The 23562-nt window shown below is 44.8% G+C and carries 22 protein-coding genes and 1 riboswitch; of the genes, 15 read left to right on the top strand and 7 right to left on the bottom strand.

Annotated elements, in window-relative coordinates; all coding sequences use genetic code 11:
• Window position 1: 1 nt before the first annotated feature.
• From TY16_RS01475 to TY16_RS01460, 4 genes are all read left to right on the top strand, one after another.
• On the top strand, window positions 2-1291 hold the full coding sequence (locus TY16_RS01475) for an MFS transporter (RefSeq protein ID WP_043929909.1): 1290 nt from the start codon (window positions 2-4) through the stop codon (window positions 1289-1291).
• Window positions 1292-1505: 214 nt separating this feature from the next.
• Window positions 1506-2426: a hypothetical protein gene (locus TY16_RS01470; protein ID WP_043929908.1), complete on the top strand. Its 921-nt coding sequence runs from the start codon at window positions 1506-1508 to the stop codon at window positions 2424-2426.
• Between the two features lie 18 nt (window positions 2427-2444).
• The gene (locus tag TY16_RS01465; protein WP_043929907.1) at window positions 2445-3335 is read left to right on the top strand and encodes a DUF6282 family protein; all 891 of its coding nucleotides are present in this window, start codon (window positions 2445-2447) and stop codon (window positions 3333-3335) included.
• 259 nt (window positions 3336-3594) lie between these two features.
• Window positions 3595-4227: a GntR family transcriptional regulator gene (locus TY16_RS01460; protein ID WP_043929905.1), complete on the top strand. Its 633-nt coding sequence runs from the start codon at window positions 3595-3597 to the stop codon at window positions 4225-4227.
• A gap of 313 nt (window positions 4228-4540) precedes the next feature.
• On the opposite strand, the gene TY16_RS27240 is transcribed toward TY16_RS01460, so the two are convergent.
• Together TY16_RS27240 and TY16_RS01455 are read right to left on the bottom strand one after the other, a co-directional pair.
• On the bottom strand, window positions 4541-4810 hold the full coding sequence (locus tag TY16_RS27240; RefSeq protein ID WP_081773108.1) for an OsmC family protein: 270 nt from the start codon (window positions 4808-4810) through the stop codon (window positions 4541-4543).
• Window positions 4811-5011 carry a hypothetical protein gene (locus tag TY16_RS01455; protein WP_043929903.1) on the bottom strand — a complete coding sequence of 67 codons (201 nt, stop codon included), beginning with the start codon at window positions 5009-5011 and terminating at the stop codon, window positions 4811-4813.
• A gap of 189 nt (window positions 5012-5200) precedes the next feature.
• A riboswitch (cyclic di-AMP (ydaO/yuaA leader) is annotated at window positions 5201-5329 on the top strand.
• A gap of 153 nt (window positions 5330-5482) precedes the next feature.
• Between TY16_RS01455 and TY16_RS01445 the strand changes: the two genes are divergently transcribed.
• Window positions 5483-7309: an APC family permease gene (locus TY16_RS01445; protein ID WP_043929901.1), complete on the top strand. Its 1827-nt coding sequence runs from the start codon at window positions 5483-5485 to the stop codon at window positions 7307-7309.
• A 77-nt stretch (window positions 7310-7386) separates the two neighbouring features.
• Here the strand turns inward: TY16_RS01445 and TY16_RS01440 are convergent, their stop codons facing one another.
• Window positions 7387-7923: a DUF1697 domain-containing protein gene (locus tag TY16_RS01440; RefSeq protein WP_155922113.1), complete on the bottom strand. Its 537-nt coding sequence runs from the start codon at window positions 7921-7923 to the stop codon at window positions 7387-7389.
• Window positions 7924-8066: 143 nt separating this feature from the next.
• Here TY16_RS01440 and TY16_RS01435 point away from each other — a divergent pair, with 143 nt between their 5' ends.
• From TY16_RS01435 to TY16_RS01425, 3 genes are all read left to right on the top strand, one after another.
• A complete protein-coding gene (locus tag TY16_RS01435) occupies window positions 8067-8423 on the top strand; it encodes an STAS/SEC14 domain-containing protein (protein ID WP_043929898.1) in 357 nt (118 codons plus the stop codon).
• A 474-nt stretch (window positions 8424-8897) separates the two neighbouring features.
• On the top strand, window positions 8898-11711 hold the full coding sequence (locus tag TY16_RS01430; protein WP_043929897.1) for an ATP-binding protein: 2814 nt from the start codon (window positions 8898-8900) through the stop codon (window positions 11709-11711).
• A gap of 54 nt (window positions 11712-11765) precedes the next feature.
• Complete coding sequence (locus TY16_RS01425; protein ID WP_043929896.1) at window positions 11766-12590, top strand: CheR family methyltransferase; 825 nt, start codon at window positions 11766-11768, stop codon at window positions 12588-12590.
• Between the two features lie 246 nt (window positions 12591-12836).
• On the opposite strand, the gene TY16_RS01420 is transcribed toward TY16_RS01425, so the two are convergent.
• A complete protein-coding gene (locus TY16_RS01420; protein ID WP_043929895.1) occupies window positions 12837-13973 on the bottom strand; it encodes a PP2C family protein-serine/threonine phosphatase in 1137 nt (378 codons plus the stop codon).
• Between the two features lie 257 nt (window positions 13974-14230).
• On the opposite strand from TY16_RS01420, the gene TY16_RS01415 reads away from it, so the two are divergent.
• The 5 genes from TY16_RS01415 (at window position 14231) to TY16_RS01400 (ending at window position 18265) form a co-directional block, all read left to right on the top strand.
• Window positions 14231-14578 (top strand): metal-sensitive transcriptional regulator, encoded by a 348-nt coding sequence (locus TY16_RS01415; protein WP_043929894.1) that lies wholly within the window; start codon window positions 14231-14233, stop codon window positions 14576-14578.
• Window positions 14579-14605: 27 nt separating this feature from the next.
• On the top strand, window positions 14606-14812 hold the full coding sequence (gene copZ, locus TY16_RS01410; protein ID WP_043929893.1) for a copper chaperone CopZ: 207 nt from the start codon (window positions 14606-14608) through the stop codon (window positions 14810-14812).
• A gap of 124 nt (window positions 14813-14936) precedes the next feature.
• Window positions 14937-17375, top strand: coding sequence for a heavy metal translocating P-type ATPase (locus tag TY16_RS01405; protein WP_043929892.1), 2439 nt, complete (start codon window positions 14937-14939; stop codon window positions 17373-17375).
• A gap of 12 nt (window positions 17376-17387) precedes the next feature.
• Window positions 17388-17513, top strand: coding sequence for a hypothetical protein (locus tag TY16_RS27030; protein ID WP_269320266.1), 126 nt, complete (start codon window positions 17388-17390; stop codon window positions 17511-17513).
• 416 nt (window positions 17514-17929) lie between these two features.
• Complete coding sequence (locus tag TY16_RS01400; RefSeq protein ID WP_043929890.1) at window positions 17930-18265, top strand: four-helix bundle copper-binding protein; 336 nt, start codon at window positions 17930-17932, stop codon at window positions 18263-18265.
• Window positions 18266-18422: 157 nt separating this feature from the next.
• Here TY16_RS01400 and TY16_RS01395 read toward each other — a convergent pair whose 3' ends face one another.
• Together TY16_RS01395 and TY16_RS26775 are read right to left on the bottom strand one after the other, a co-directional pair.
• Window positions 18423-18878, bottom strand: coding sequence for a PCYCGC motif-containing (lipo)protein (locus tag TY16_RS01395; protein WP_442853202.1), 456 nt, complete (start codon window positions 18876-18878; stop codon window positions 18423-18425).
• A 184-nt stretch (window positions 18879-19062) separates the two neighbouring features.
• Window positions 19063-19521, bottom strand: a complete 459-nt coding sequence (locus tag TY16_RS26775; RefSeq protein ID WP_442853201.1) for a PCYCGC motif-containing (lipo)protein — start codon at window positions 19519-19521, stop codon at window positions 19063-19065.
• 254 nt (window positions 19522-19775) lie between these two features.
• Between TY16_RS26775 and speD the strand changes: the two genes are divergently transcribed.
• Entirely contained in the window at window positions 19776-20657 is an 882-nt protein-coding gene (gene speD / locus TY16_RS01385) for an adenosylmethionine decarboxylase (RefSeq protein ID WP_043929889.1), read from the top strand.
• Window positions 20658-21248: 591 nt separating this feature from the next.
• On the opposite strand, the gene TY16_RS27175 is transcribed toward speD, so the two are convergent.
• Window positions 21249-21800, bottom strand: coding sequence for a CueP family metal-binding protein (locus TY16_RS27175; RefSeq protein ID WP_197028345.1), 552 nt, complete (start codon window positions 21798-21800; stop codon window positions 21249-21251).
• A 255-nt stretch (window positions 21801-22055) separates the two neighbouring features.
• Between TY16_RS27175 and TY16_RS01370 the strand changes: the two genes are divergently transcribed.
• Window positions 22056-23516 (top strand): spore germination protein, encoded by a 1461-nt coding sequence (locus tag TY16_RS01370; protein ID WP_043929885.1) that lies wholly within the window; start codon window positions 22056-22058, stop codon window positions 23514-23516.
• The last annotated feature ends 46 nt before the right edge of the window (window positions 23517-23562 follow it).

Below are 23562 nucleotides of genomic sequence, written 5' to 3'. Positions count from 1 at the left end.
CATGCAGGCTGTAGAAGTTGAAGCACAACCTATAACGAATGGTCCCTGGTACAAGGAGATAAATAATCAACAGTGGAAAGCGCTTATTGGTGCTTTTCTGGGATGGGCACTTGATGCATTTGATTTTTTGCTATATAACTTTGTAATCGTTACTTTGATTAAAGAATGGGGCTTAACGACAGCTAGCACAGGATTGGTGGCTTCCGTTACGGTGGTTGCTTCGGCACTCGGCGGAATTGTTTTTGGCCGGGTCGCTGACAAAATTGGCCGAACAAAGGCTCTGTCAATGACGGTTCTTATTTATTCAGTTGCCACTATGCTTTGTGGTTTGTCTCCAAATATCTGGTTTCTAATGTTTTTCCGTATCTTTGTCGGTTTAGGAATGGGAGGCGAATGGTCTGCTGGAGCAGCGTTGATTTCCGAAACATGGCCTAAAGAACACCGAGGGAAGGCTATGTCCATCATGCAATCTGGATACGCTGTCGGTGGTTTAACTGCTGCACTGGTTGCAGGGCCCCTAATTAATGCGTTTGGTTGGCGGGCAGTATTTTTTATTGGAGTCCTGCCAGCACTTCTCGTTTTTTGGATTCGCAAAAATGTAGAGGAACCGAAAATTTGGGTAGAAAACGAAGTGAAAGAAGAAATTCAAGTAAAAAAAGATAAAGAAGAAAAGACATCCTGGTTTGACCTCTTCCGTGGGAACTTACTAAAGCCGACAATTATCGGAACACTATTTTGTATTGTAGGTCTGGGTGCCAGTTATCCTATCGCCACTTGGCTTCCTGCTTACTTAGGAACACCTGTGTCTGAAGGCGGGGCCGGTTTCAATGTTGTGAATGCATCGATATTTATGGTCCCTTTCTATTTAGGAAGTATTTGCGGATACATCGTGTACGGGTTCCTTAGCGATAAGATAGGAAGAAAAAAGAGCTTTGCATTGTTCTTTGCGGTTGCAGCTATTTTCATTCCTACATTTATTTTCACAGGTGCCAGCAATATGGTCATTTTCTTCTTACTCATGTTCATAGTGGGTGCGGCTTATTGTGGATATTATGGCGGGTTTGGTACCGTTCTAGCTGAAATGTTTCCAACCAGATTACGTGGATCAGGCCAAGGATTTGCCTATAATGTTGGACGTGGGGTCTCAGCATTTGCAATTACTGGGGCGGGAGCTATTGCAATTACAACTGGTCTTGGGACAGCCCTCGTGTATTCCTCGGTAGGTTTATATATTATAGCCATTTTTGCAGTAGCACTTTTGCCAGAAACAAAAGGTAAAGAATTAGAATAAAAAAAACCTAAGCAAAACTATTGAACTAAAGTTTGCTTAGGAAAAATAAAAAAACACCAATGTAATAGTAGTACAAAATAAGAAATACATCAAGGAATCTAGGATTTTATAGCGTATGGAAGTCCTTGAGATATGCCTTATCTTAAGGGCTTTTCCAGCACTAGTATACTATAAAAATAGTAAGAATGAACGGATAATACTTGGAGGTGTAGGTATGTTTGACAAAACTGATCCACGTTCAACTTTAGGTCAGGCAAAAGAGAGTCAGAAAGAACTTAGGCAAATTGCCCCTGCGGATTACGGAAAGTTCTACGAACAGGAGCCTATTGAGGCTGATGCTTTCACAAAGACTTGGTGGATACGGGGCCAGAATTTCTTTCTTGCCTACTCTGACGCAACTGAGGGTGCAAATTTCAAGCGAGAAGACCAAGTAGACGAATATGTATTGCTGCTTCCGGATAAGGACAGTGAGGCTGAGATTATATGGGGAAATCACACAACAAAGCTAGATGGTTTTAGCATTGCCTTCATTCCGGGCGGTAAAAGTGAGATAAAGGTGAACAAAGGTGGAAAGGTCATTCGGCTGTTCAGCTCAGAAAATAAAGACCTCGAAAATCTTCCATATAATAAAGAGTCCTACCGAAACCCAAATCCGCATGTTGCGCCAATCAACCCCTGGCCAGAACCGGAGGGTGGTTACAAGGTAAGGGTTTACAGCTTGGATGTGGCTAAGGAGACAGGAAGATTTGGCCGTATTTTCAGATGTACAACATTCATGGTCAATTTCCTTGAACCATTCGAGGGACCTCGTGACCCTTCTAAAATGTCTCCGCATACACATGATGATTTTGAGCAATGTTCGCTTGCAATTCAGGGGGAATTTACACACCATCTTCGTTGGCCGTGGACGACAGATATGGGAGAGTGGCGTCCGGATGAGCATGAACACTGTGCAAGTCCATCTGTAGCAATCATTCCTCCAGGGGTTATTCATACTACACAATCTACTGGTTCGGGCTCAAACCTGTTAATTGATATTTTCTGTCCGCCCCGGATTGACTTTTCGGAAAAACCGGGCTGGGTTTTAAACTCTGATGAATATCCAATGCCGAAAGCTGATAGGGAAAATAGTTAATCTGAGGAGGAAAATTCTATGTATGAAAAATTACTTGAAGGCGCTTATGATTTGCATGTTCACACTGGTCCTGATATCAGTGCGCGAAAATTAGATGATTTTGATTATACAGAGCGGTTAAAAAAGATCGGAATGAAAGGGTTTGTAATAAAATCCCACTATTTTAATACTGCAGAAAGAGCCAGGCTAGTAAAAAAAATCCATCCCGATTTTAATCCAATGGGGGCTATTGCTTTAAACAATTCAGTTGGAGGAATAAACCCTACCGCCGTGGAAATGGCAGCAAAAGATGGTGCAAAGCTCGTCTGGATGCCGACATTTGATGCTGAAAATGAGATTCAATATATGTTTAACCAAACGGGTTATGAGGAACTGCCACCTTGGGCACAAGTACAATTTGACCGTAGAAAAGAGGGGAAAACCCAAAGTGGGATTACAGTTCTAGAGGACGGGAAACTAAAAGCTGAAGTTCATGAAGTGCTTAAAATTGTAAAAGAAAATGACCTTATCCTTGCAACAGGGCACTTGAGCAAAAAAGAAATCTTCGCTTTAGTTTCAGCTGCAAAAGGTCAAGATATTAGAAAAGTTGTCATTACTCATCCAACCTTCTCTTCAATTGCCCTCTCTAAAGAGGAGCAGAAGGAATTAGCCGATTCAGGCGCATTCCTTGAGATATGTGTAGGCTGTATCACGCCTGCATATGGTGCGACGTGGGAGGATATTTATGAAGAAATTCGTTATATAGGAGTTGACAAGTTCATCCTATCATCAGATTTGGGACAGATGAATAATCCATACCCGGATGAAGGACTTATTGAAGCGGTTAAAAACCTTTCTGAAAATGGCTTCACCAATTCGGAAATTAGAAAAATGACTGTAGAGAATACTACATTTTTGGCAGAGGCCTGATACGATATAAACCAATTGGCTCATTTTAGATTAAAAAATGAGCCAATTATGTTTTTTTATGATAGTTTTCACACTCACTCCTCTTGGAACTTTTTTATATTATACGTTATTATTAAAATGGCTAAGTAACCATTATTTGTTAAAGATTTCTTTGACAATCCGAAAGAATCTATATTATATAGTATATGACTTTATCTTACAGCTAGATCGGAGTTGAGTTTTCATAAATAATTTTAAGATTTATAGTACAAAAACAGAAATGGTCTATCAAAGATTAAAAGAAGATATCAATACCGGTATCCTGGAGCAAGGCGAACGAATTGTTGCAAGAGAGATAGCTAAACAGTTTGGCGTAAGTGACATTCCAGTGAGGGAAGCATTAAAGAAACTGGAATCAGAAGGTTTAGTTGAAAACATTCCTCATGTTGGTTCTAGGGTAAGTACAATAAACATACAAACGGCTGAGGAGGTCTTCACCATACGCCTGGAATTAGAATCATTTGCTACACGCCTGGCAGCCAAGAATGCGACTGATGAAGGTATAGATGAGCTTCAGAAAATAGTCGACGAAATCGAAAATACCATCCCAAAGGGCAATATAAAAGAAATTAGCCGTTTGAATACTGAATTTCATCAAAAGCTTTATCAATTATCAAAAAATGCCACTCTTTGTGAAATGATTTTTTCACTAATGGAAAAATCACAATTTTCCCGAGCGGTATTTTCTTACCTTCCTGACCGGAAAGATCATTCGAATAAGGAACATCAGTTAATTGTTGATGCTCTAAGGCAAAGAAATGCTGAACAGGCAGAAAGGGCACTAAGAACTCAAAAAGAGTATTCTTTTGCCGCGCTTTTAAATATTCTGGCCCAAGACACCAAGAAAATTTAAAAACCCTTACGCATGGGGAGTATTGGCGGATTAAGTTTAAAAGGGATTGTGAAGTTTTGTACGTAAAGGAAAGTAGGAGTTTAGCAGGTAAAGAGTAAATCGGAGCTTTATCGACATAGAGTTCATACTCACAAAAAATCTTCGGATTTGAAATGGGGCTTATTGGTACTCATTCAAAGAAATGCTCATTGAAGTATTGCGTGCGCTTACTAACCTTAGAATTGCCCGTTGTGTTTCCATTGCCAAAAAATTAAACTTTAGACATATAAAAGGATACCAGCTTGTGTAGCAAGAGCTGGTATCCTTTTTTAGTTTAATATTCTTCAATTGTATGTGTGTGTTCAAACTCTATTGCGTTCTTAAGAGTCTGTGATACTGGGCAGCCCCGATCAAAAACAGAGAGCGCTCGCTCGGCAGCCTCACGCTTGCCAGCGGGTATCTTCAGGCTGTAATGAACACTGATTTTGGTGATTTTGAGTATGCCATTGACATTTTCAATGGTTCCGACGACGTCGGCACTAACTTTGTCGGGTGCTGCGGGTATTTTACGCGCCTCCAGCGCGCCTGATAAGGTCCCGACCAGTCAGCCGCCTGCTGCCGCAACGATGTGATCCAATGTTGATGGATATTCTACTTGGGGTGTTGCCCCGTAAAACTTCTTCACGCCGCTATGGACTCCAAACCTGATAGGTTCGGGGAAATCACCGATATACGCTTCCTTGACTTTATCCTCGACACTAACCTGGTTAATTTTAATCCGTGTTAACTCAATGGGTTCACTCATTTGTTGGGCCCCTTTCAAATAGCTGAACGTATGTTTATGATACCAGATTGTCCCTGTGAATGCAGGGTGAGGGATTCGCGGGAAAGTGTCCCAAGAAATAGGGATACAGGCTAGTTTTTTTTATAAAAATTTCACAATTTATCTTCTTTACAGAAGGAGTTCACGGGAGTATAGTAAGTTCAGTTTCAAATTCCTAAATCGCTGAAACCAATTGGTGCGGGGGAACCACTCGAACATGGGGTGAATCCTTTTTAAAGGTAGGGCAACTCATGCGCCCGAATCCGGCAGCTAACCTCGTAAGCGTTATTGGGAAGGAAGATGAAGCTTGCTGGACTGAACCCTTCATGCCTGCAAGTCTCTTCGTGATGACTTGTGGGCATTTTTTTGTGGTCTTTTGGAAAAATAACCACATTTCGGGCTGGAAAGGCAAATCTCTTCTTGGAACAATTATATTATTGGAGATGACCAACTGTGAAATCACCTATTAAGCGGTATTTGATTGGGCGCCCTTTGAAATCCAATGAACTTGGGGAGCAGAGGCTGAGTAAGACAAAGGCATTGGCGATTTTGTCCTCGGACGCGCTGTCTTCTGTAGCGTACGGCCCTGAACAAATCCTGCTCGTCCTTGTGACGATTGGTGCCGCTGCATTCTGGTACTCGCTGCCTATTGCGCTCGGCGTTCTGGTGCTGCTTCTCGCACTTATCCTTTCTTATGGGCAAATCATTTATGCCTATCCCCAGGGTGGAGGAGCGTATGTTGTTTCGAAGGAAAACCTTGGAACCAACTACGGTTTGATTGCCGGCGGGTCGCTGCTGGTGGACTACATTTTAACAGTAGCGGTAAGCGTATCGGCTGGTACAGATGCGATTACTTCGGCTTTCCCATCACTGCATGACCAAAATGTGGGGATTGCAATATTGTTCGTGATTTTTATTACGACCCTGAATCTTCGCGGTGTGACCGAATCGGCCTCGGTGCTTGCTTATCCTGTTTATTTGTTTGTGCTGGCCTTGTTTATCCTGATTGGAGTCGGACTCTTCAACGTAGCAACCGGGCAGGTCCCGCCGGAGCTGAGTGCACCGATTGGAACACCGGTTGCTGGCATTTCGCTGTTCCTGCTGCTGCGGGCGTTTGCTTCCGGAAGCTCGGCGCTGACCGGGGTAGAGGCAATCTCGAACGCAATCCCGAATTTTAAGGACCCGGCTCCAAGAAACGCAGCCAAAACACTGGCGGCGATGGGGGGGTTGCTGGCTATTCTATTTACAGGAATTGTCCTGCTCGGCTATTTTTACGGTATCACCCCTAAAGTAGAAGAGACGGTTGTTTCGCAAATAGCATCATCTGTATTTGGCCGTAATTGGATGTATTTCTTCATCCAGTTCACAACTGCACTGATATTGATATTGGCTGCAAACACTGGTTATTCTGCATTCCCGCTGCTCGCGGTGAATCTTGCAAAGGATAAATTCATACCTAGGATGTTCACGATCCGCGGTGACAGGCTTGGCTATTCAAACGGGATTATCTTCCTTGGAGTGGCATCCATCCTGTTAATTGTTGTGTTCAGGGGACATACGGAAAACCTGATTCCGCTTTATGCGGTTGGCGTATTCATACCGTTCACGCTTTCGCAGACGGGAATGATCCTAAAGTGGCTCCGTGAAAAACCGGCTGGCTGGAAGATGAAGCTTGCAATTAACGCGACTGGAGCAGTTATATCCTTCATCGTAACGGTCATGTTCTTTTTAACAAAGTTTGCCCAGGTCTGGTCAGTGCTAGTGTTCCTGCCGCTGATTATCTATATATTTCACAGGATTCATAAACACTATCTAGAAGTTGCCGAACAACTTAGGGTTGCGGCAAGTGAGCCGGCAATGGAAGTAGCCGGTAATGTCATCATCATTCCGGTAGCTGGAATCACCCACGTGGTCGAGAACTCGCTGAATTATGCAAAGTCGCTAAATGCCGATAAATTGATTGCGGTTTATGTTTCCTTTGATAAGGAGGAGCAGAAGCGTTTTGAGGAAAAATGGGGAAAATGGCAGCCGGATGTCCGCCTTGTTACGCTATACTCCCAGTATCGGAGCATCATTCATCCACTGACTAAATTTGTAGACATTGTTGAGCACAAGGCTGCCGAATCAAACTATAAGGTAACGGTGATCATCCCGCAATTTATTCCGAAGAAGGGCTGGCACAATATCCTCCACAATCAATCCAGCCTGTTAATCCGTGCCTACTTGCTTTACCGGCGCGACATCATCATTACAACCGTCCCATACCACTTGAAAAAGTAAAAGGGGACGATAACTGTCTTGCGGTCTCTTTGATGAGAGACCGCTTTTTAGTTTTTATACAATTGTTTAAATAAGGATTATAGTGTCCTTGCAAGTTCGGCGAGCTTGGCAGTTGTCCGCCAGTTTCGGAGTGTGGCATGGACGCCGAGCTTCATAACGTTTGCTGACAGCTTCGATGTATGGAAATTTTTACGCAGCAATAAGTAAATGTTCTTGCCGATAAGCGTAAATTCTTCGGTTTCTGAACAGTATTTTTCCAGGCGCTTTATCGCCTCCGAAGACGGAATATCCGATAGGAAGGCAACATGAATTAGTTCCCCTTCGGCAAGACTTTCGGGCGGGTAGGGGCTGTTGGCGATCACTGAATCAAATTCCTCAGCTGTCCGGATGACAACCGGGACTGCCAGGCCAAACCTTTCCGAAATCGCCTTTTCAATTTTAACCGCAAGTTCCCCGGCTCCGCCGTTAGCCAAAAATAAAACATTGCCGCTCTGTATGTACGTTTTAACTTTTTCAAAACCCAGTTCCTCAAACAAAGCCTTCAGCTCGGCCATTTTGATCATGTTATGACCGTTCACATTAATCCCGCGCAATAATGCGATGTATGAATTCACCAGCATCATCCCCCTTATTCCATTGTTTACCATTACTTTATCATGACTGTACTGAAGTTTCATAGAGACTTCGCCGGGGAATCGAAGGATAGATACCATTTTTGGGTGGAAACACCCAAAGTCTAGAAAAGGAGGCTGATGGCATGCTAACTTTTATTCCAAGCAGGGATGAATCAACAATTGCAGTTGAATTCAGTGGTACTGCGACAAAAGAAGATGCGGAGAAGCTTGAGCAATATGTGAAAGAAAGATTTGGAGAAAACAACAAATTTAATATATTTGCCAAAATGCACGATGTGGACGGGACAACACTGATGGGTATGGCCTACGGAATGAAATTCGATGCGAAGCGCTGGAGCCAGTTCCGTAAATTTGCCGTCGTAACAGAATTGAAATGGCTTGAAGCTGTCACAGAGCTGGGGAGATTTCTGCCCGGCCTTGAAGCGAGGCATTTTGACAAAGGGGAAGAAGAGGCGGCCTGGGCGTGGCTGAAAGAGTAGGTGAAATATCCTAACTTCAATCAATTGAATTTGAGGCTGTTTTAAAATGGATATTGTAATTTTATAGCAATGTTCTTTGACTTTACTTGAGGGACCAAAGCGACCTCGAGGGGCTAGGCACTGAAGCAAGACTGGCTCCCCGCACGCCCCACGGAAAGCGAAGTGCCTCGTGACAGGCAAAGAGCTGCCTCGCGATAGGCAAAGAACGCCTGTCTCTGCGATGTTAATTCAAGGTTGCTATCCTTTGTGTCACTTTGATGAATATTCTCAGGAGCTTTCCTTTGTGTAGCGGAAATCAACACACTTGTTTAACACAGCCAAATTTAAAGGCTGGCTGCGTATGCAGTCAGCCTTTTTCCAGTAAAAAATCCACCATAATCTTGCCATATTCCTCGATAAAACATAGCACTATTGTTATAGTAGTAACTACAAGGGAGTATGGTAGATTCCGATAGAAAGTGGGTGGGTATAGCTGTGACATTTAGGAAAAAGCAATTGCTGGGACTGGGATTAACAGTCTTATTTTTAGTTGTGCTATTATTTGTCATTTTATTGAATACAGGAAAAATGAGAGAGAACATGCTGGACATCGTTGAGGACCAGTATGCCAAAGTGAATGCTGCCTTAGCTATCAGGCAGTCTGTCCTTTTGACGGACCGAGAGCTAGTCAATATTATTTACGATGGCTCGAGTACAGACAGTGAAACAGTCATTCCGTTGCTTCGGGAAAATCAGGAATTCATACGGACATCAATTCTTGAGCTTGAAGGAACATTAAATAAGGAAAAGTCTAAAATGCTTCTTGGCGAAATTGATACAGCCTTTACAAATTATCTGAATATGGAGCAACGGTTGTTGGCCGCCTTGGAATCAGGAGCTACAGAAAATGAATTGCAGCAAATTTATTATAGTGCGGAAAACGATAAAAACCTACTTTTACAAAAGGTTAATGAATTCAAGACATATCAGGAAGGCTTGATGAACGAGTCTCTTGAGACTGCGAATTCAGCATATGACCAGTTAATTCTGTCACTTATTGCCTCAGTTGTCTCGGCAACTATTTTGATTTCGCTTGTCACATTATGGGTCATCCGGAGCACGAGCCGAAGCCTGGAGGCTGTAACGGAGGGTATCCAGAATGTCGATTACAACAACCTGGAGGAAATTCCAAGGCTGAATGTGGAATCACACGACGAGATAGGTAAAATTGCTGCCTCCTTTAATTCAATGGCTGCCTCACTGGAGACATTTTATATGAAGGAAAGAGAATTTACGGAAGAAATCTCCGAGCAGAATTGGGTTCAGACTCAATCGGCTGAACTTGTCAACCTCTATACAAGAAGTACCGAGGTTGAATCGCTTGCAAGGCAGCTGATGGAAAGATTGTCCCCTGCTGTCGGAGCAAGCCTTGGCGCATTTTATTTAATGGAAAATAACTCGTTGAAGAAAATTGCATCTTATGCTGATGGCGGCGGAACGGCGGGCCGGGAGGAAATTGCCTTGCGCGAAGGATTAGTCGGCCAGAGCGCTGCCGTAAAAGAAATGATTTATATGGAAGATGTTCCGGAGGATTATACAGCCATTTCGACGGGGCTAGGTTCAATGAGGCCGAAGAGTATTTTGATTGCACCGGTCATGGTCAAGGATGAAACGGTGGCAGTCGTTGAGCTTGCTTCTTTGAAGCCATTTACTAAGGCGCAGCAGCGGCTTGCCGAAAAGGTATTTGAGACGCTTGGAATTGCGGTCATGAATATTCTTGGCAGGATGGAAGTTGAGCGCCTTTTGCTTGAATCACAGGCTCAGGCTGAAGAGCTACAGTCGCAATCGGAAGAGCTTCAGGCCCAGTCCGAGGAGCTGCAAACACAGGCAGAGGAACTGCGGATGATCAATGAGCAGCTTGAGGAACGTACACGGGATGCCGAGCAAAAATCGGCTGAATTGCAGGTGGCTAAGGAAGACCTTGAAATTAAGGCAAGAGAACTGCAACAAAGCTCGAAATACAAATCGGAATTTCTTGCAAATATGTCCCATGAATTGCGGACTCCTCTTAACAGCATTTTGCTGCTTTCTGAAATGCTCGGTGAGGAAGAGGAGTCAAATCTGACTGAAGAACAGAAAGATTTTGCTAAAGTTATTCATACTTCCGGGCAGGATTTGCTAAACCTAATTAATGACATACTTGATTTGTCAAAAGTTGAGGTAGGGAAGTTAGAGGTTGTATTTGATGCTGTAAATATTTCCGACTTCGGGGGAAGGATCGAGCACGTATTCTCACATCATGCAGTTCGAAAAGGACTGGGCTTTATGGTTGAGCTGGGTGACGACCTGCCTGAGCTGTTCTATACGGACGAACAGCGCCTTCAGCAAATTGTCAAAAACCTTCTTTCAAATGCGTTCAAGTTTACAGAACAGGGAGCGGTAGTGGTCCAGGTTGAACAGGTTTCTGAAAAGGAACAGCCTGACTTCCCTGTGTCGGATACTTGGCTGAAGATATCGGTCAGCGACACTGGGATCGGTATTCCAAAAGATAAGCATCAGCATATTTTTGAGGCATTCCAGCAGGTCGACGGGGCTACGATGAGGAAATACGGCGGCACCGGCCTTGGCCTGTCAATCTCAAGGGAATTTGCAAGGCTGCTGGGCGGGACGGTCAAGTTGGAGAGCGAGGAAGGAAAAGGAAGTACCTTCACTCTGCTTCTGCCAAGCCTGCCGCAAGGTGTCCAGGAAATTAATCCGATTCATGAAGCAAGTAAAGAGGTCGCAATTGGCGTTGAACATGGTTCTGAAGCTGGGTCATTTGTTGGAATGAACCATGAAAAGAACGATACGGCTACAGCTAATGCCAATGAAAGTGCTACTGCAATAGCCATCAATTCCGGCAACAACAATATTCAGGAGCCATCCAATGGCCTAAGCGGTAAAACAGTAATCATTACCGATGATGACCACCGCAATATTTATGCTCTTGAAAAGGCTCTCCAAAAGGAAGGCATGAAAATCATTACAGCGGAAAACGGAATGGAATGCCTTGAGGTCCTTAGAACAACTGAAAAAGTTGACATTGTCCTTATGGATATTATGATGCCTGTAATGGATGGGTATGAAACCATGAAGCAAATCCGGGGGATGGAGAGGTTTGGCGAACTCCCTATCATCGCCTTGACCGCCAAGGCCATGAAAGGCGACAAAGAAAAGTGCCTTGAAGCAGGCGCATCAGACTATATCTCCAAGCCACTCAAAATCGACCAGCTCCTCTCAGCAATGAGAGTCTGGCTCGCACAGAACTAGGAAGGTATACGGGTAGGGGGTAAGGGTCAGACCCCTACCCCGGGAGGTATTTTGTTGCAAAAGGAAGACTTAGAATTAGAGTTGCTGCTTTTAGCGGTGTATAGGCTGTCGGGGTTTGATTTTCGGCAGTATATGAATTCATCGATTATGCGTCGGGTGCAGAATCGGCTTCGTCTTGAACAGCTTCCGGGAATTTCTCGTTTGACGGAAAAGATCATTGAGGATGAAACAGTTTTGAGGAAGCTGCTTGATGACTTTTCAATTAATGTAACAGAAATGTTCCGTGATCCAAGTTTCTTTGCATCCTTTAGGCGTAATGTTATCCCGCGCCTGAAGAAGCTTGAACAAATCCGCATCTGGCACGCAGGCTGTTCAACTGGCGAAGAGGCATACTCCATGGCCATCTTGCTGGAAGAGGAAGGACTTGGGGAGCGGTCGAAGATTTATGCGACTGATATGAGTGAAAAGGTACTAACGGTAGCAGAGAATGGTATTATTCCGCTTTCCAAAATGCAGGCCTATACAAAAAACTATTTACAGGCGGGCGGAAAACAGGCTTTTTCGGAATATTATACAGCTGATAGCCATTTCGCTACGATTGTTCCCGCATTGCGCGAGAAGATTGTATTCGCCCAGCATAACCTGGTTACGGATGGGTCTTTTAATGAATTTCATGTGATTATTTGCCGTAATGTACTCATATATTTCAATCAGGATTTGCAGCGTCATGTACTGAACCTGATTGACGGGAGTCTCAGCGTAGGAGGTTTTCTGGGGCTTGGCAGCAAAGAGGCCATCCGGACTGACGTACATCCGAATTTTGAAGAATTTGACCCGTTAGAAAAGGTATATAAGAAGACTTCAGTAAAAGTAAATTAAAACGAGCCCCTATACGGTGCTCGTTTTCTTGTGTCGTTAGTGATAAGGGAAATACGCTCAGGCCACCCAAAAAGGAACCTGGATAGCTCCTGCCTTTATAAAAAATGCACAGCTTTCTTTTTAATCGGTTTGTGCATTTTAAATGAATGACAACTCCTGGTTGCCAAGAGAGCGAAGTGTCATTCATAAAGCCGATGAATGACAACTCAAGGCTGTCAAGAAAGCGAAATGTTTCATTAGTGACTTCTATCTGGCCTGTATCACGATGACGCAAATATCATCGTCAGCAACAGCTTGTAAGTCCTTCGAAAGCAGAAAATCCACGGGTTCCTTTTCCTCAACCTCCAAGTGCCGGGCAGCGGCTTGCTTCATATATTCCATACCAGGCAGTCCATGCTTTTCTGCGGTTTCCGGAACTCCATCGGTAAACAGAAGAAGCTGTGCCGAATTCTCATATGAAAGGACTTTATTTTCAACATTGATTTTATCGAAAAAGCCTACTGCAACTGTGTTGGAATTCAGTTCTACAAGCTCTCCATCAATAAGGGCGTACCCGGACGGATGGCCAGCATTAATATATTGAAGTGTTTGCGTCCCTGTATCTACAACAGTATAAATTGCTGTAAAATAATACGGAATTTGCTGGTTCCGGCTGTTCAGGGAACTCATCCACCGATTCAGCTCCCGAATCACATGTTCGGGATCAGGATTAGCCCTGATCAAGTCACGGAGCACAGAGGAAATGAACATGCAGACGAGTGATGCGGATATACCATGCCCCATCATATCAAGCAAGATGACTGCATAGCGGTTATCGTCAATTTTATGCCAATAGTACATATCTCCAGCTAATGTATTGGCCGGCAAGTAGGAAGCCTTAATTAACAACTTGTCCTCAACGACCGGCTCGCTAAGCAGGCTTTTTTGAACCTGCATCGACAAGTGAAGCTCATTCTGGATTTTTTCATCCTGCTCTTTATGCCAGTCTTTTTCATATTTAAGCCTGAGTGCGACACGAATTCGTGCCAACAGCTCGGTTTTGTTTATTGGCTTCATTACATAGTCACTTCCGCCGGCATCGAGTGCTTCGGATACCTTATTCGAATCCTCAAGCGCAGTTACGAAAATGACCGGAATATCCCGTGTTTGCGGATGCTCCTGCAGACGCCGGCAAGCCTCAATTCCATCCATCTCCGGCATCATGATATCCATTAAGATAACGTCTGCAGGGCGTTCGATGGGATGAGGGTTGTCAATCTGCAAATAATCGAACATCTCACGGGCCGTCAAAAAGGACAGGTAATTGGTGTAGCCCGCCCTTTTAAGAATTTTTTCTATTAAAAATAAATTCACCTGGTTATCATCAACAATCAGAATTGCCATTCTCAATACCCCTTTGCCTTCCTTGACACTAGTCTCTCTATATAAATAGTATATCCCTTTCCCTTACCCTTTGCAGAATAGTTGAAACCATTTGGACTGTAAAAATGCTACTTTCTTTAAAAGAATCCTTTAAAATCATAAATTGTGACAAAATCGGGACACTATGTACGGAATTAGAGAATTTTTAAAAAATCATAAGAAGTAATAGTTGCATAGGGTGGGGGGGTATAGTAATATAAGTGTGAGGAGGCGATGGAATGGAAATAATTAACCGTGAAGAAACAGCACCTGTGTGTGAAGACCATTGCAATACTGAAAACTCTGCCCGAAAAAGCCATCATTCCGAGAAGACGAAATCAAATCTTATCACAAGGTTAAATCGTATTGAGGGGCAGATCCGAGGCATTAAAGGCCTTATTGACAAGGATACGTATTGCGATGATGTCATTACACAAATTTCTGCAACACAGGCCGCTTTGAATTCCGTCGCAAAAATCCTGCTTGAAGGACATATGAAAAGCTGTGTTGTTGAACGCATCCAGGAAGGCGATCACGAGGTTGTTGATGAGCTGCTTGTTACAATTCAAAGGCTCATGAAAAAATAAATTAGATTTGAGAGGGGAAGTTTACTTATGGAAAAAACATTATTGAATGTAGAAGGTATGTCTTGCGGACATTGCGTCAAAGCAGTTGAAGGCAGCGTAGGCAAGCTGGATGGTGTGGAGCGTGTCCTTGTTGACCTTAGCGCCAAAACAGTTGCAGTCGAGTACAATAACGATAGCGTTTCATTGGACAAAATTAAGGAAACAATTGAAGACCAGGGCTACGATGTAGTCTAAAAAAGCGAAGGCACCCGTTTAGCGGCGTTGCTGGAGTTGGATTCAAACGGCGCGTGCCTAAATCTGTTGGCACGTTCTTTTTTCAAGAAAATATACCCTATCGGGGTATGGGGGAGTTGAGAATATGAGTACGGGTACAGCATTAGAAAAACCTGCAAAAGAAACGACGATACAAATTACCGGAATGACGTGTGCCGCCTGTGCAGTTCGGATTGAAAAAGGCTTAAACAAGCTTGAGGGCGTACAGGAAGCGAACGTTAACCTTGCACTCGAGAGGGCTTCGGTCAAATTTGACCCGGCTGTCACTAACCTTGCCAGCCTTGAAAACAAGGTCCGAGATCTTGGCTATGATGTCGTAGCCGAGAAAAAGGAGTTTGATATCACAGGAATGACGTGTGCCGCTTGTTCGACCAGAATTGAGAAAGGCCTGAACAAGATGGACGGCATTACCAAGGCGAATGTCAATCTTGCCCTTGAAAAGGCATCAGTTGAATACAATCCGTCCGTCCTTTCGGAACGAGATATCATTAAAAAGGTTGAGGCGCTTGGCTACGGTGCAGCCCTAAAGGAAGAAGCAAACGAGCAGGCAACAGCGGACTATCGCCAGCGGGAGATTGAAAACCAGACAGGGAAATTTATTTTCTCGCTCATCCTGTCCTTGCCGCTCCTATGGTCAATGGTTGGTCACTTTTCGTTTACCTCGTTCATTTATGTTCCGGATATGTTCATGAATCCGTGGGTACAGCTTGCGCTCGCGACACCGGTCCAATTTATAATTGGCCGCCAGTTCTACGTTGGTGCCTACAAAGCATTGAAAAATGGCAGTGCCAACATGGATGTGCTTGTTGCGCTCGGTACATCGGCAGCCTATTTCTACAGCCTATACCTGTCATTTGTATCACTCGGGGGCAATGCACATTCAGTTGAGCTGTACTATGAAACAAGTGCCGTCCTTTTGACTCTCATTATCCTTGGAAAGCTGTTCGAGGCAAAGGCAAAGGGCCGGTCATCCGAAGCAATCAAGAAATTGATGGGGCTCCAGGCTAAGACTGCAATCGTCGAACGTGACGGGGCAGAGGTTGAGATTGCTCTTGAAGAAGTGCTTGTTGGCGACATCATCCACGTTAAACCAGGCGACAAGATTCCTGTTGATGGCCGGATTGTCGAGGGGCAGTCTGCCATTGATGAATCGATGCTGACCGGGGAAAGCGTTCCGGTTGATAAAGCAGCAGGAGATGAAGTCATTGGTGCGACAATAAATAAGAATGGTTTTATTAAAATTGAAGCAACCAAAGTTGGGCGCGACACAGCCCTGGCCCAAATCATTAAGGTCGTTGAGGAAGCGCAGGGCTCAAAGGCGCCAATCCAACGGTTGGCTGACCAGATTTCCGGGATTTTCGTTCCAATTGTTGTCGGTATCGCCGTTGTTACATTCCTTGTCTGGTACTTCTGGGCAGAGCCTGGCAATTTTGCCGAGGCGCTTGAAAAAATGATCGCTGTGCTTGTAATTGCCTGCCCATGCGCACTTGGCCTGGCAACTCCGACCTCTATCATGGCAGGTTCAGGACGTGCTGCGGAATATGGCATCCTGTTCAAGGGCGGAGAACATCTTGAAATGACACATAAAATCGATACAGTCGTCCTAGATAAAACGGGTACTGTTACAAATGGAAAGCCTGTTTTGACCGATGTCATCCTTTCAGGGACTATGGAAGAAAATGAATTTCTAGCGCTTGTAGGATCTGCCGAAAAGCAATCCGAGCATCCGCTTGCCCAGGCGATCGTACAGGGCATCAAAGAAAAAGGTTTGGATTTATCTTCGGGTACTTCTTTTGAAAACATCCCTGGTTTTGGCATAAAAGCGTCTGTTAGTGGCCGCGATTTGCTAATTGGGACACGTAAACTAATGGCAAAGAATGGAGTTAACAGCGAAGTTGCTTTTGAGAAAATGGATGCACTAGAGCGCGAAGGAAAAACGGCAATGCTAGTTGCAATTGATGGCCAGTATGCTGGAATCGTTGCAGTTGCTGATACAATCAAGGACACTTCAAAGGCGGCGATCAAACGCCTGAAAGAAATGGGCCTTGACGTAATCATGATTACAGGCGATAACACCCAGACTGCGAAGGCGATCGCTTCTCAGGCTGGAATTGACAACGTTATTGCCGAAGTCCTTCCTGAAGGCAAGGCAGAGGAAGTGAAAAAGCTCCAAGCTGCCGGTAAAAAAGTTGTGATGGTTGGTGATGGCATCAATGATGCCCCTGCCCTAGCAGTCGCTGACATCGGGATGGCGATTGGTACAGGTACGGACGTTGCTATGGAGGCGGCTGACATTACCTTGATCCGCGGCGACTTGAACAGCATTGCCGATGCCATCTTTATGAGCAAGCTGACTATCCGCAACATTAAACAGAACCTGTTCTGGGCATTTGGCTATAATACATTGGGAATACCGATTGCAGCCCTTGGCTTCCTCGCTCCATGGCTCGCTGGTGCTGCGATGGCGTTCAGTTCCGTATCGGTCGTCCTGAATGCACTCCGCCTCCAAAAGGTGAAATTGTAGGGAGGGAAAAAGATGATAAAGAAGTGGACAATTGCAGCCGTGGCATATCTCGTATTAGTAATAGCCGGTTATGGAGTGTACTCGGCAGTTTTGGGTCCAGATGAAGCTCCGGCGCAGCATGAACAATCGAACCACTAAAATATACACAAACAGGCCAGAGTTCATCGGACTCTGGCCTGTTTTATTTGGTCGCTTTTTAATCACTTTGCACACATGCATGATTAATTAACTTGAAACTTCAAGGACAATTTTATAGGCAGCCGGGCTCAAAATGTACTCGAAATGATAATTCAAGGACAATTCGATAGGTAATCGGGTTCAAAATGTACTCGAAATAGTATTTCAAGGACAATTCGACAGGCAGCCGGGCTCAAAATGTACCCGAAATAGTAATTCAAGGACAATTCGATAGGCAGCCGGGTTCAAAATGTACTCGAAATGGTTGGAAATGAGATCGTTGATAGTCATGGGAATACTTCGCCCCCTCACTGTTAAATAATCGTTTCAATTGCTCTGCCACGGGTATTGTTAAAAGGTAGAGGAGGTGGAACGGGATGGGAAATCAGCACTATATTGATTGTATTGAGGCGTGCTTTGAATGTATGGAAGCATGCAACCATTGCTATGATGCCTGTCTTCGAGAGGATGACGTCAAGATGATGGCGGAGTGCATACGCACGGACCGGGAGTGCGCCGACATCTGTGCATTTGCTATTAAGGCGATGCAGTCGAAATCGCCTTTTGTAAAAGAGATCTGTGACCTGTGTGCGGAAATTTGCGAAGCGTGCGGCAGAGAATGTGAAAAGCATGCACATCATCATGAACATTGCAGGAAATGTGCGGAGGCCTGCTTCCGTTGTGCCGAGGCTTGCCGGAAAATGGCTGCGTAGCTGAGAAGCAATTTATGTTCCCGAACCGGGGCCGGAAAGCTTAAAAACGTAACATAGAAGCAATCTATGTGCCAGAGAAAGCGATTCGGCAAAAACAAATATATACAAAAAAGGCATTCGCTTGTTAAATCAGTGAATGCCTTCTCTTTATGGCCTATTAATTTGCGGGTACCGGAGTCGGTGTCCCTTCCCCTAAGTTCGAATAATGGTCAACAATGGTTTCATGGATTTCCTTCAGGCCTTTACCGTTCTGCTTATGCATACTCGCCTCCCGGGCGATGTCGACACAAGTGTCTCAAGCGGTGCCATGAGGATCCCATTCAGTCACGGCCAGGTCGGAATCCATTCCTTTTATAAAGCAATCAAGGTTGCTTTTATGGCCATCATCCATACCGCAGCCACAATAACATGGTGATGCGGCGAGAGCTTCCGGATACTTGGCAGCCAACAGGTACGTTTCCTGGACCTTATCGGAGCTTTGCAGGACATAATCCGGCAGAGGAGCATGCTTTGCATCAAGCTCGAGGTTTTCAGTATCCAACGAGCTGCAGGCAGAAATGACGCCGATTGCAAGGATTGAAAACATAAGCATTAGGTATCTTGATAATTTCATCGTCTATCCTCCTTATATAACGTTTTTAGATTAGTCATACTAGGACGGTTTCTGCTTCCCATCTAAGAATGAAGGAAAAATGTGCAGAAACTATCGAGAAACGGTTAAAAAATAATGAACAGTTATACGAGATGTTAAAACAAAGGCCCCTCCACTAACGGAAGAGCTCTGAAATAAGGCTATTTTAGTTTGCTGGGACAGGTGTCGGAGTTCCTTCACCATAGGATGAATATTCTTCAACAATAGCTTCGTGGATTTCCTTCAGGCTTTTACCGTCTTGTTTCATTTCTACCGCCTCCCGGGCGATATTGACACAAATGTCTCAAGCGGTGCCGTGCGGATCCCATTCAGTTACAGCAAGGTCGGAATCCATTCCCTTGATGAAGCAATCCAAATTACTTTCATGGCCGGATCCGGTGCCGCAGCTGCAATAGCATGGAACAGATGCAAGTGCATCGGGATGCTGGGCGGCCATAACATATGTTTCTTGTACCTTATCAGGAGTCTGGAGAACATAATCTGGCAAGGCAGTATGCTTCGGATCCAATGTCAGCTCTTCAGTTGATGATTGCGAACTGCAGGCAGAAATGATGCCGACGGCCAGGATTGAAAACATCAGCAGCAAATATCTAGATAATTTCATGGCCTTCTTCCTTTCATTTATTTACAACCTTATTTTAACAAGGAAACCATGGTGGAAACCTGTTGCTTTTCAAACGTTTTGTGACGGAGAAGGTTGCGTATGGTGGAATGGGGTAGTGATGCTGGCGTGGCGTATGGATCAGCTATGAATAAGCTTCGGCGGCTGTTGGTTTTCACAAAAACGATCGTCGTTTTTTTTGAAGTTGGAATGGGTATGATATTAGTATTTACGAGATCCGGAGGGGGTTTGCTATCATGGATTTGACACCGCAGCAACGTGTGGAGCTGCATGGCTTCAATAATTTGACGAAAAGTTTAAGTTTTAATATGTACGATATTTGCTATACGGGCACGAAGGAGGAGCGCGAGGCGTACCTTGAGTATATTGATGAGCAGTACAATGCGGATCGCCTGACAAAAATCCTGAAGCATGTCGCGGATATTATCGGGGCGCATGTGTTGAATGTGGCGAAGCAGGATTATGTGCCGCAGGGTGCGAGCGTGACGATGCTAGTGTCCGAGGGCCCGGTTGTCGAGGTGCCGACCGAGCATTTTGAGGAATCGCCTGGGCCGCTGCCATCAAATGTGACACTCTCTCTTGATAAGAGTCATATTACGGTTCATACATATCCGGAGTATCATCCGGATGAGGGGATTTCGACGTTTCGCGCCGATATTGATGTATCGACTTGCGGAGAGATTTCGCCGCTGAAGGCGCTCAATTACCTGATTCATTCGTTCGAGACAGATGTGATGACGCTTGATTACAGGGTGCGTGGTTTCACGCGTGACAAGGAAGGCTACAAGCTGTTTATTGACCATGAGATTTCGTCAATCCAGAATTACATTCCGGATGAGGTGGCTGATAAGTTTCATATGATCGATGTGAATGTGTACCAGGAAAACATATTCCATACAAAGTGCAAGCTGCGTGATTTCGACTTGAACAATTATCTGTTCGGCTATACGAAGGACAAGTTAAGCGAGGAGCAGCGCGAGGAAATTGAAGGCAGCATCAAATGGGAGATGGATGAAATTTTTTATGGGAAAAATATTTACATGGGCAGTTTTGATAAGAACGCCGAGAAAGCCTTCCGTGAGAACCTGGAGAACGAAGTGCAGAGAAAGAAAAACTGATCCTGATTTGAGAAGGATAGGTTGTGAAGGGAGGGTGTCCCAAAGGCATACTTGGGACACCCTCTTTTTGACTTCCGCTCTACAAAGGAAGCTTCTGAGGACTTCAATCGCAGAGACAAGCTCATTTTGCTTCGGAAGTATAAACATCGCACGAAATTATGCGATACAACAGAAAGCTTCCATGTAAAAACGAGAGAGAAGTGTTAGAAAAGGATTTACTAGACGGAACTAGGGCCGGCAGAGTGAGATTCGTCGAGAAAAAGGATTTACTAGACGGAACTAGGGCCTGCGGAGTGTGATTCGTCGAGAAAAAGGCATTTGCTAGACGGAACTAGGGCCTGCGGAGTGTGATTCGTCGAGAAACAGGCATTTGCTAGACGGAACTAGGGCAAGCGGAGTGTGATTCGTCGGGAAAAAGGCATTTACTAGACGGAACTAGGGCCTGCGGATTGTGATTCGTCGAGAAAAAGGATTTACTAGACGGAACTAGGGCCTGCGGAGTGTGATTCGTCGAGAAAATTCTCTTGCTCCATTTTGGCAAACAAGAAAGGGCCCAGCGCATAACAGCTGGGCCCTCGATTTATCGTGCTGCTATATTAATTGCATGGTGGTGATGCAAGTGATATCTCCCTGGGAAGTAGACAGCTGGGATTCTGTTACTTTGCCGTCGTATTCAATCTTTACATTGTATGTTTTATTCCGGGGCAGCCATAAATCAATGAATCCATTTGCTCCGGATTTCAACGTTTTGTCTACTACAATATTTCCTTCATTGTCTTCGATGACAACATCAAATTCCTCATTCATAAGCTCTCCCTGACAACCTGCCAGGCTATGAGTACCTCATTCATGGGTTTGGCTGACATAAGGGGCAATGGATACAAAGAATTGGTCTGCCGGTAACTCATGAACAGTTTCAGTTCCATCCGTTCCCTTAATGATAAGCTGGTCAGATGTGATTGAAGCAGCTTCGACTTCTGTTTTACCTGAACTGATATCCGCTATTAATTCCTGAACTGCAGGGGTTTCACTCTGATTGGCAGCTGTTTCGTTAGCTGAGTTCTCGACTTTGGTGCTGTCTTCGCTGCAGCCGGCCAGGATAATGCCAAGAAACAAAGCAACTGTAAAAACCTTAAGCTTCACCAAATTCACTCCTTGTTAAATGTTAGGTTCATTATAAACTAAATTTATCCATGTGTTTACTTTTTCACAAATTGCACATACTTTACAATCCATTTTACCTAGGTGTAAAGTATTGGTCTTTTTAAATCATTTCGAGTTTTCACGCTCATTCACACCCCTTCCCGCGCAAGTATATCCACCCTTTAGAATGGCTATGATGGTAGTTGATGGAAAAACCAGCGTGTCTTTAGCATGCGGTATGCCGAGGTGGAATATATGGAAACGGAAGTGAAAAATAAAGTAAGCAAGAGCCTTGAGGCAAATGTTGCTTTTTTAAAAAGTGAGCTAGGGGTTGGAAAAAGCTTTGACGTCATCCACCTTGAGGTCGAGTACTCGGGGCGGAAAATGAGCCTATTCATGATTGACGGGCTTGTAAAGGATGACATGCTGCATCTGCTGCTGAAGTTCATGGCCAACTTGAAAAAGGAGCAGCTCCAGGGTGCAACGATCAAAGAAATGTTGAAGACGTATGTCCCCTATATTGAATTGGACTCAACGGATGACCTGGACAAGGCAGCGGATATGGTGCTTGCCGGGCCGACTGCGCTTGTCATCGATGGCGAGCAGGAAATTATTCTGATTGATGCCAGGACCTATCCGGTCAGGGGCCCTGAAGAGCCTGATACAGAACGGGTTGTCCGCGGCTCGCGTGACGGATTTGTTGAGACGATTGTGTTCAATACCGCGCTGATTAGAAGGCGCGTTCGCGACAGGACTTTACGGATGAAATATATGCAGGTTGGGCGCCGTTCAAAAACAGATATGGTTATTTGCTATATTGAGGACATTGCCGACCAGGACTTGGTAAAGAAACTTGAGGATAAGCTTTCGAAGATCGATACGGACGGGCTGCCGATGGCGGAGAAGACAGTTGAGGAATTCATTACCGGCAGTAAATGGAATCCATTCCCGGCGGTTCGGTATACGGAGCGGCCAGATACAATGGCAACTCATTTGTACCAGGGGCATGTTTGTGTGCTTGTCGATGGATCTCCAAGCGCGATGATTACGCCGACGACTTACTGGCACCATCTTCAGCACGCAGAGGAGTACCGGAACAAGCCGCTCGTCGGTGCTTACTTAAGGCTGGTTCGATTTTTGGCAGTCTGGGCATCCTTGTTCCTGCTTCCGATCTGGTACCTGCTGGCAATCGATCCGAGCCTGGTGCCAAAAAGTATGGAGTTTATCGGTCCGAACGATCCTGGAAAAATCCCGTTATTCCTGCAATTTTTGATTGTCGAAGTCGGGGTCGATATGCTGCGTATGGCGGCCATTCATACCCCTACATCGCTGGCAACCGCACTGGGCCTTATTGCTGCGTTGATGATCGGGCAGGTGGCAGTCGAGGTGGGATTGCTCACAAATGAGGTCATCCTCTATTTGGCGCTCGCTGCTATCGGAACGTTTTCGACCCCAAGCTATGAGCTTAGCCTTGCCAACCGGCTTGTCCGGTTGTTTTTGCTCATTTCCACTGCATTATTCCACACACTGGGTCTGGTTGTCGGCTTCACACTCGTTGTAATCTATCTTTCAAGGATGAAAAGCTTTGGAATACCGTATATGTGGCCGTTCATTCCTTTTAATCTCAAGTCGTTCAAGGAAATTCTGGTCAGGTCGCCGATCCCGTTTAAATCCAAGCGGCCGGGGGTCCTGGATCCTAAGGACCCTGACAGGTAGTTGATGATTCTGTTGGGGGGTTAAGCGCTCTGTATCCAAGCTACGT

Origin of the sequence: Bacillus sp. EB01 (assembly GCF_000613125.1) — a bacterium.
In the GTDB taxonomy this organism is placed as follows: Bacteria; Bacillota; Bacilli; order Bacillales; family Cytobacillaceae; genus Bacillus_D.
This window is presented reverse-complemented; position numbering and strand designations above follow the sequence as displayed.

Excerpts from the sequence above, each read along its gene's own strand:
- TY16_RS01475 (WP_043929909.1), top strand. The coding sequence starts at position 2 with ATGCAGGCTGTAGAAGTTGAAGCACAACCTATAACGAATGGTCCCTGG.
- TY16_RS01470 (WP_043929908.1), top strand. The coding sequence starts at position 1,506 with ATGTTTGACAAAACTGATCCACGTTCAACTTTAGGTCAGGCAAAAGAG.
- TY16_RS01465 (WP_043929907.1), top strand. The coding sequence starts at position 2,445 with ATGTATGAAAAATTACTTGAAGGCGCTTATGATTTGCATGTTCACACT.
- TY16_RS01460 (WP_043929905.1), top strand. The coding sequence starts at position 3,595 with ATGGTCTATCAAAGATTAAAAGAAGATATCAATACCGGTATCCTGGAG.
- TY16_RS01455 (WP_043929903.1), bottom strand. The coding sequence starts at position 5,011 with ATGAGTGAACCCATTGAGTTAACACGGATTAAAATTAACCAGGTTAGT.
- TY16_RS01435 (WP_043929898.1), top strand. The coding sequence starts at position 8,067 with ATGCTAACTTTTATTCCAAGCAGGGATGAATCAACAATTGCAGTTGAA.
- TY16_RS01420 (WP_043929895.1), bottom strand. The coding sequence starts at position 13,973 with ATGGCAATTCTGATTGTTGATGATAACCAGGTGAATTTATTTTTAATA.
- TY16_RS01415 (WP_043929894.1), top strand. The coding sequence starts at position 14,231 with ATGGAAATAATTAACCGTGAAGAAACAGCACCTGTGTGTGAAGACCAT.
- copZ (WP_043929893.1), top strand. The coding sequence starts at position 14,606 with ATGGAAAAAACATTATTGAATGTAGAAGGTATGTCTTGCGGACATTGC.
- TY16_RS01405 (WP_043929892.1), top strand. The coding sequence starts at position 14,937 with ATGAGTACGGGTACAGCATTAGAAAAACCTGCAAAAGAAACGACGATA.
- TY16_RS27030 (WP_269320266.1), top strand. The coding sequence starts at position 17,388 with ATGATAAAGAAGTGGACAATTGCAGCCGTGGCATATCTCGTATTAGTA.
- TY16_RS01400 (WP_043929890.1), top strand. The coding sequence starts at position 17,930 with ATGGGAAATCAGCACTATATTGATTGTATTGAGGCGTGCTTTGAATGT.
- speD (WP_043929889.1), top strand. The coding sequence starts at position 19,776 with ATGGATTTGACACCGCAGCAACGTGTGGAGCTGCATGGCTTCAATAAT.
- TY16_RS01370 (WP_043929885.1), top strand. The coding sequence starts at position 22,056 with ATGGAAACGGAAGTGAAAAATAAAGTAAGCAAGAGCCTTGAGGCAAAT.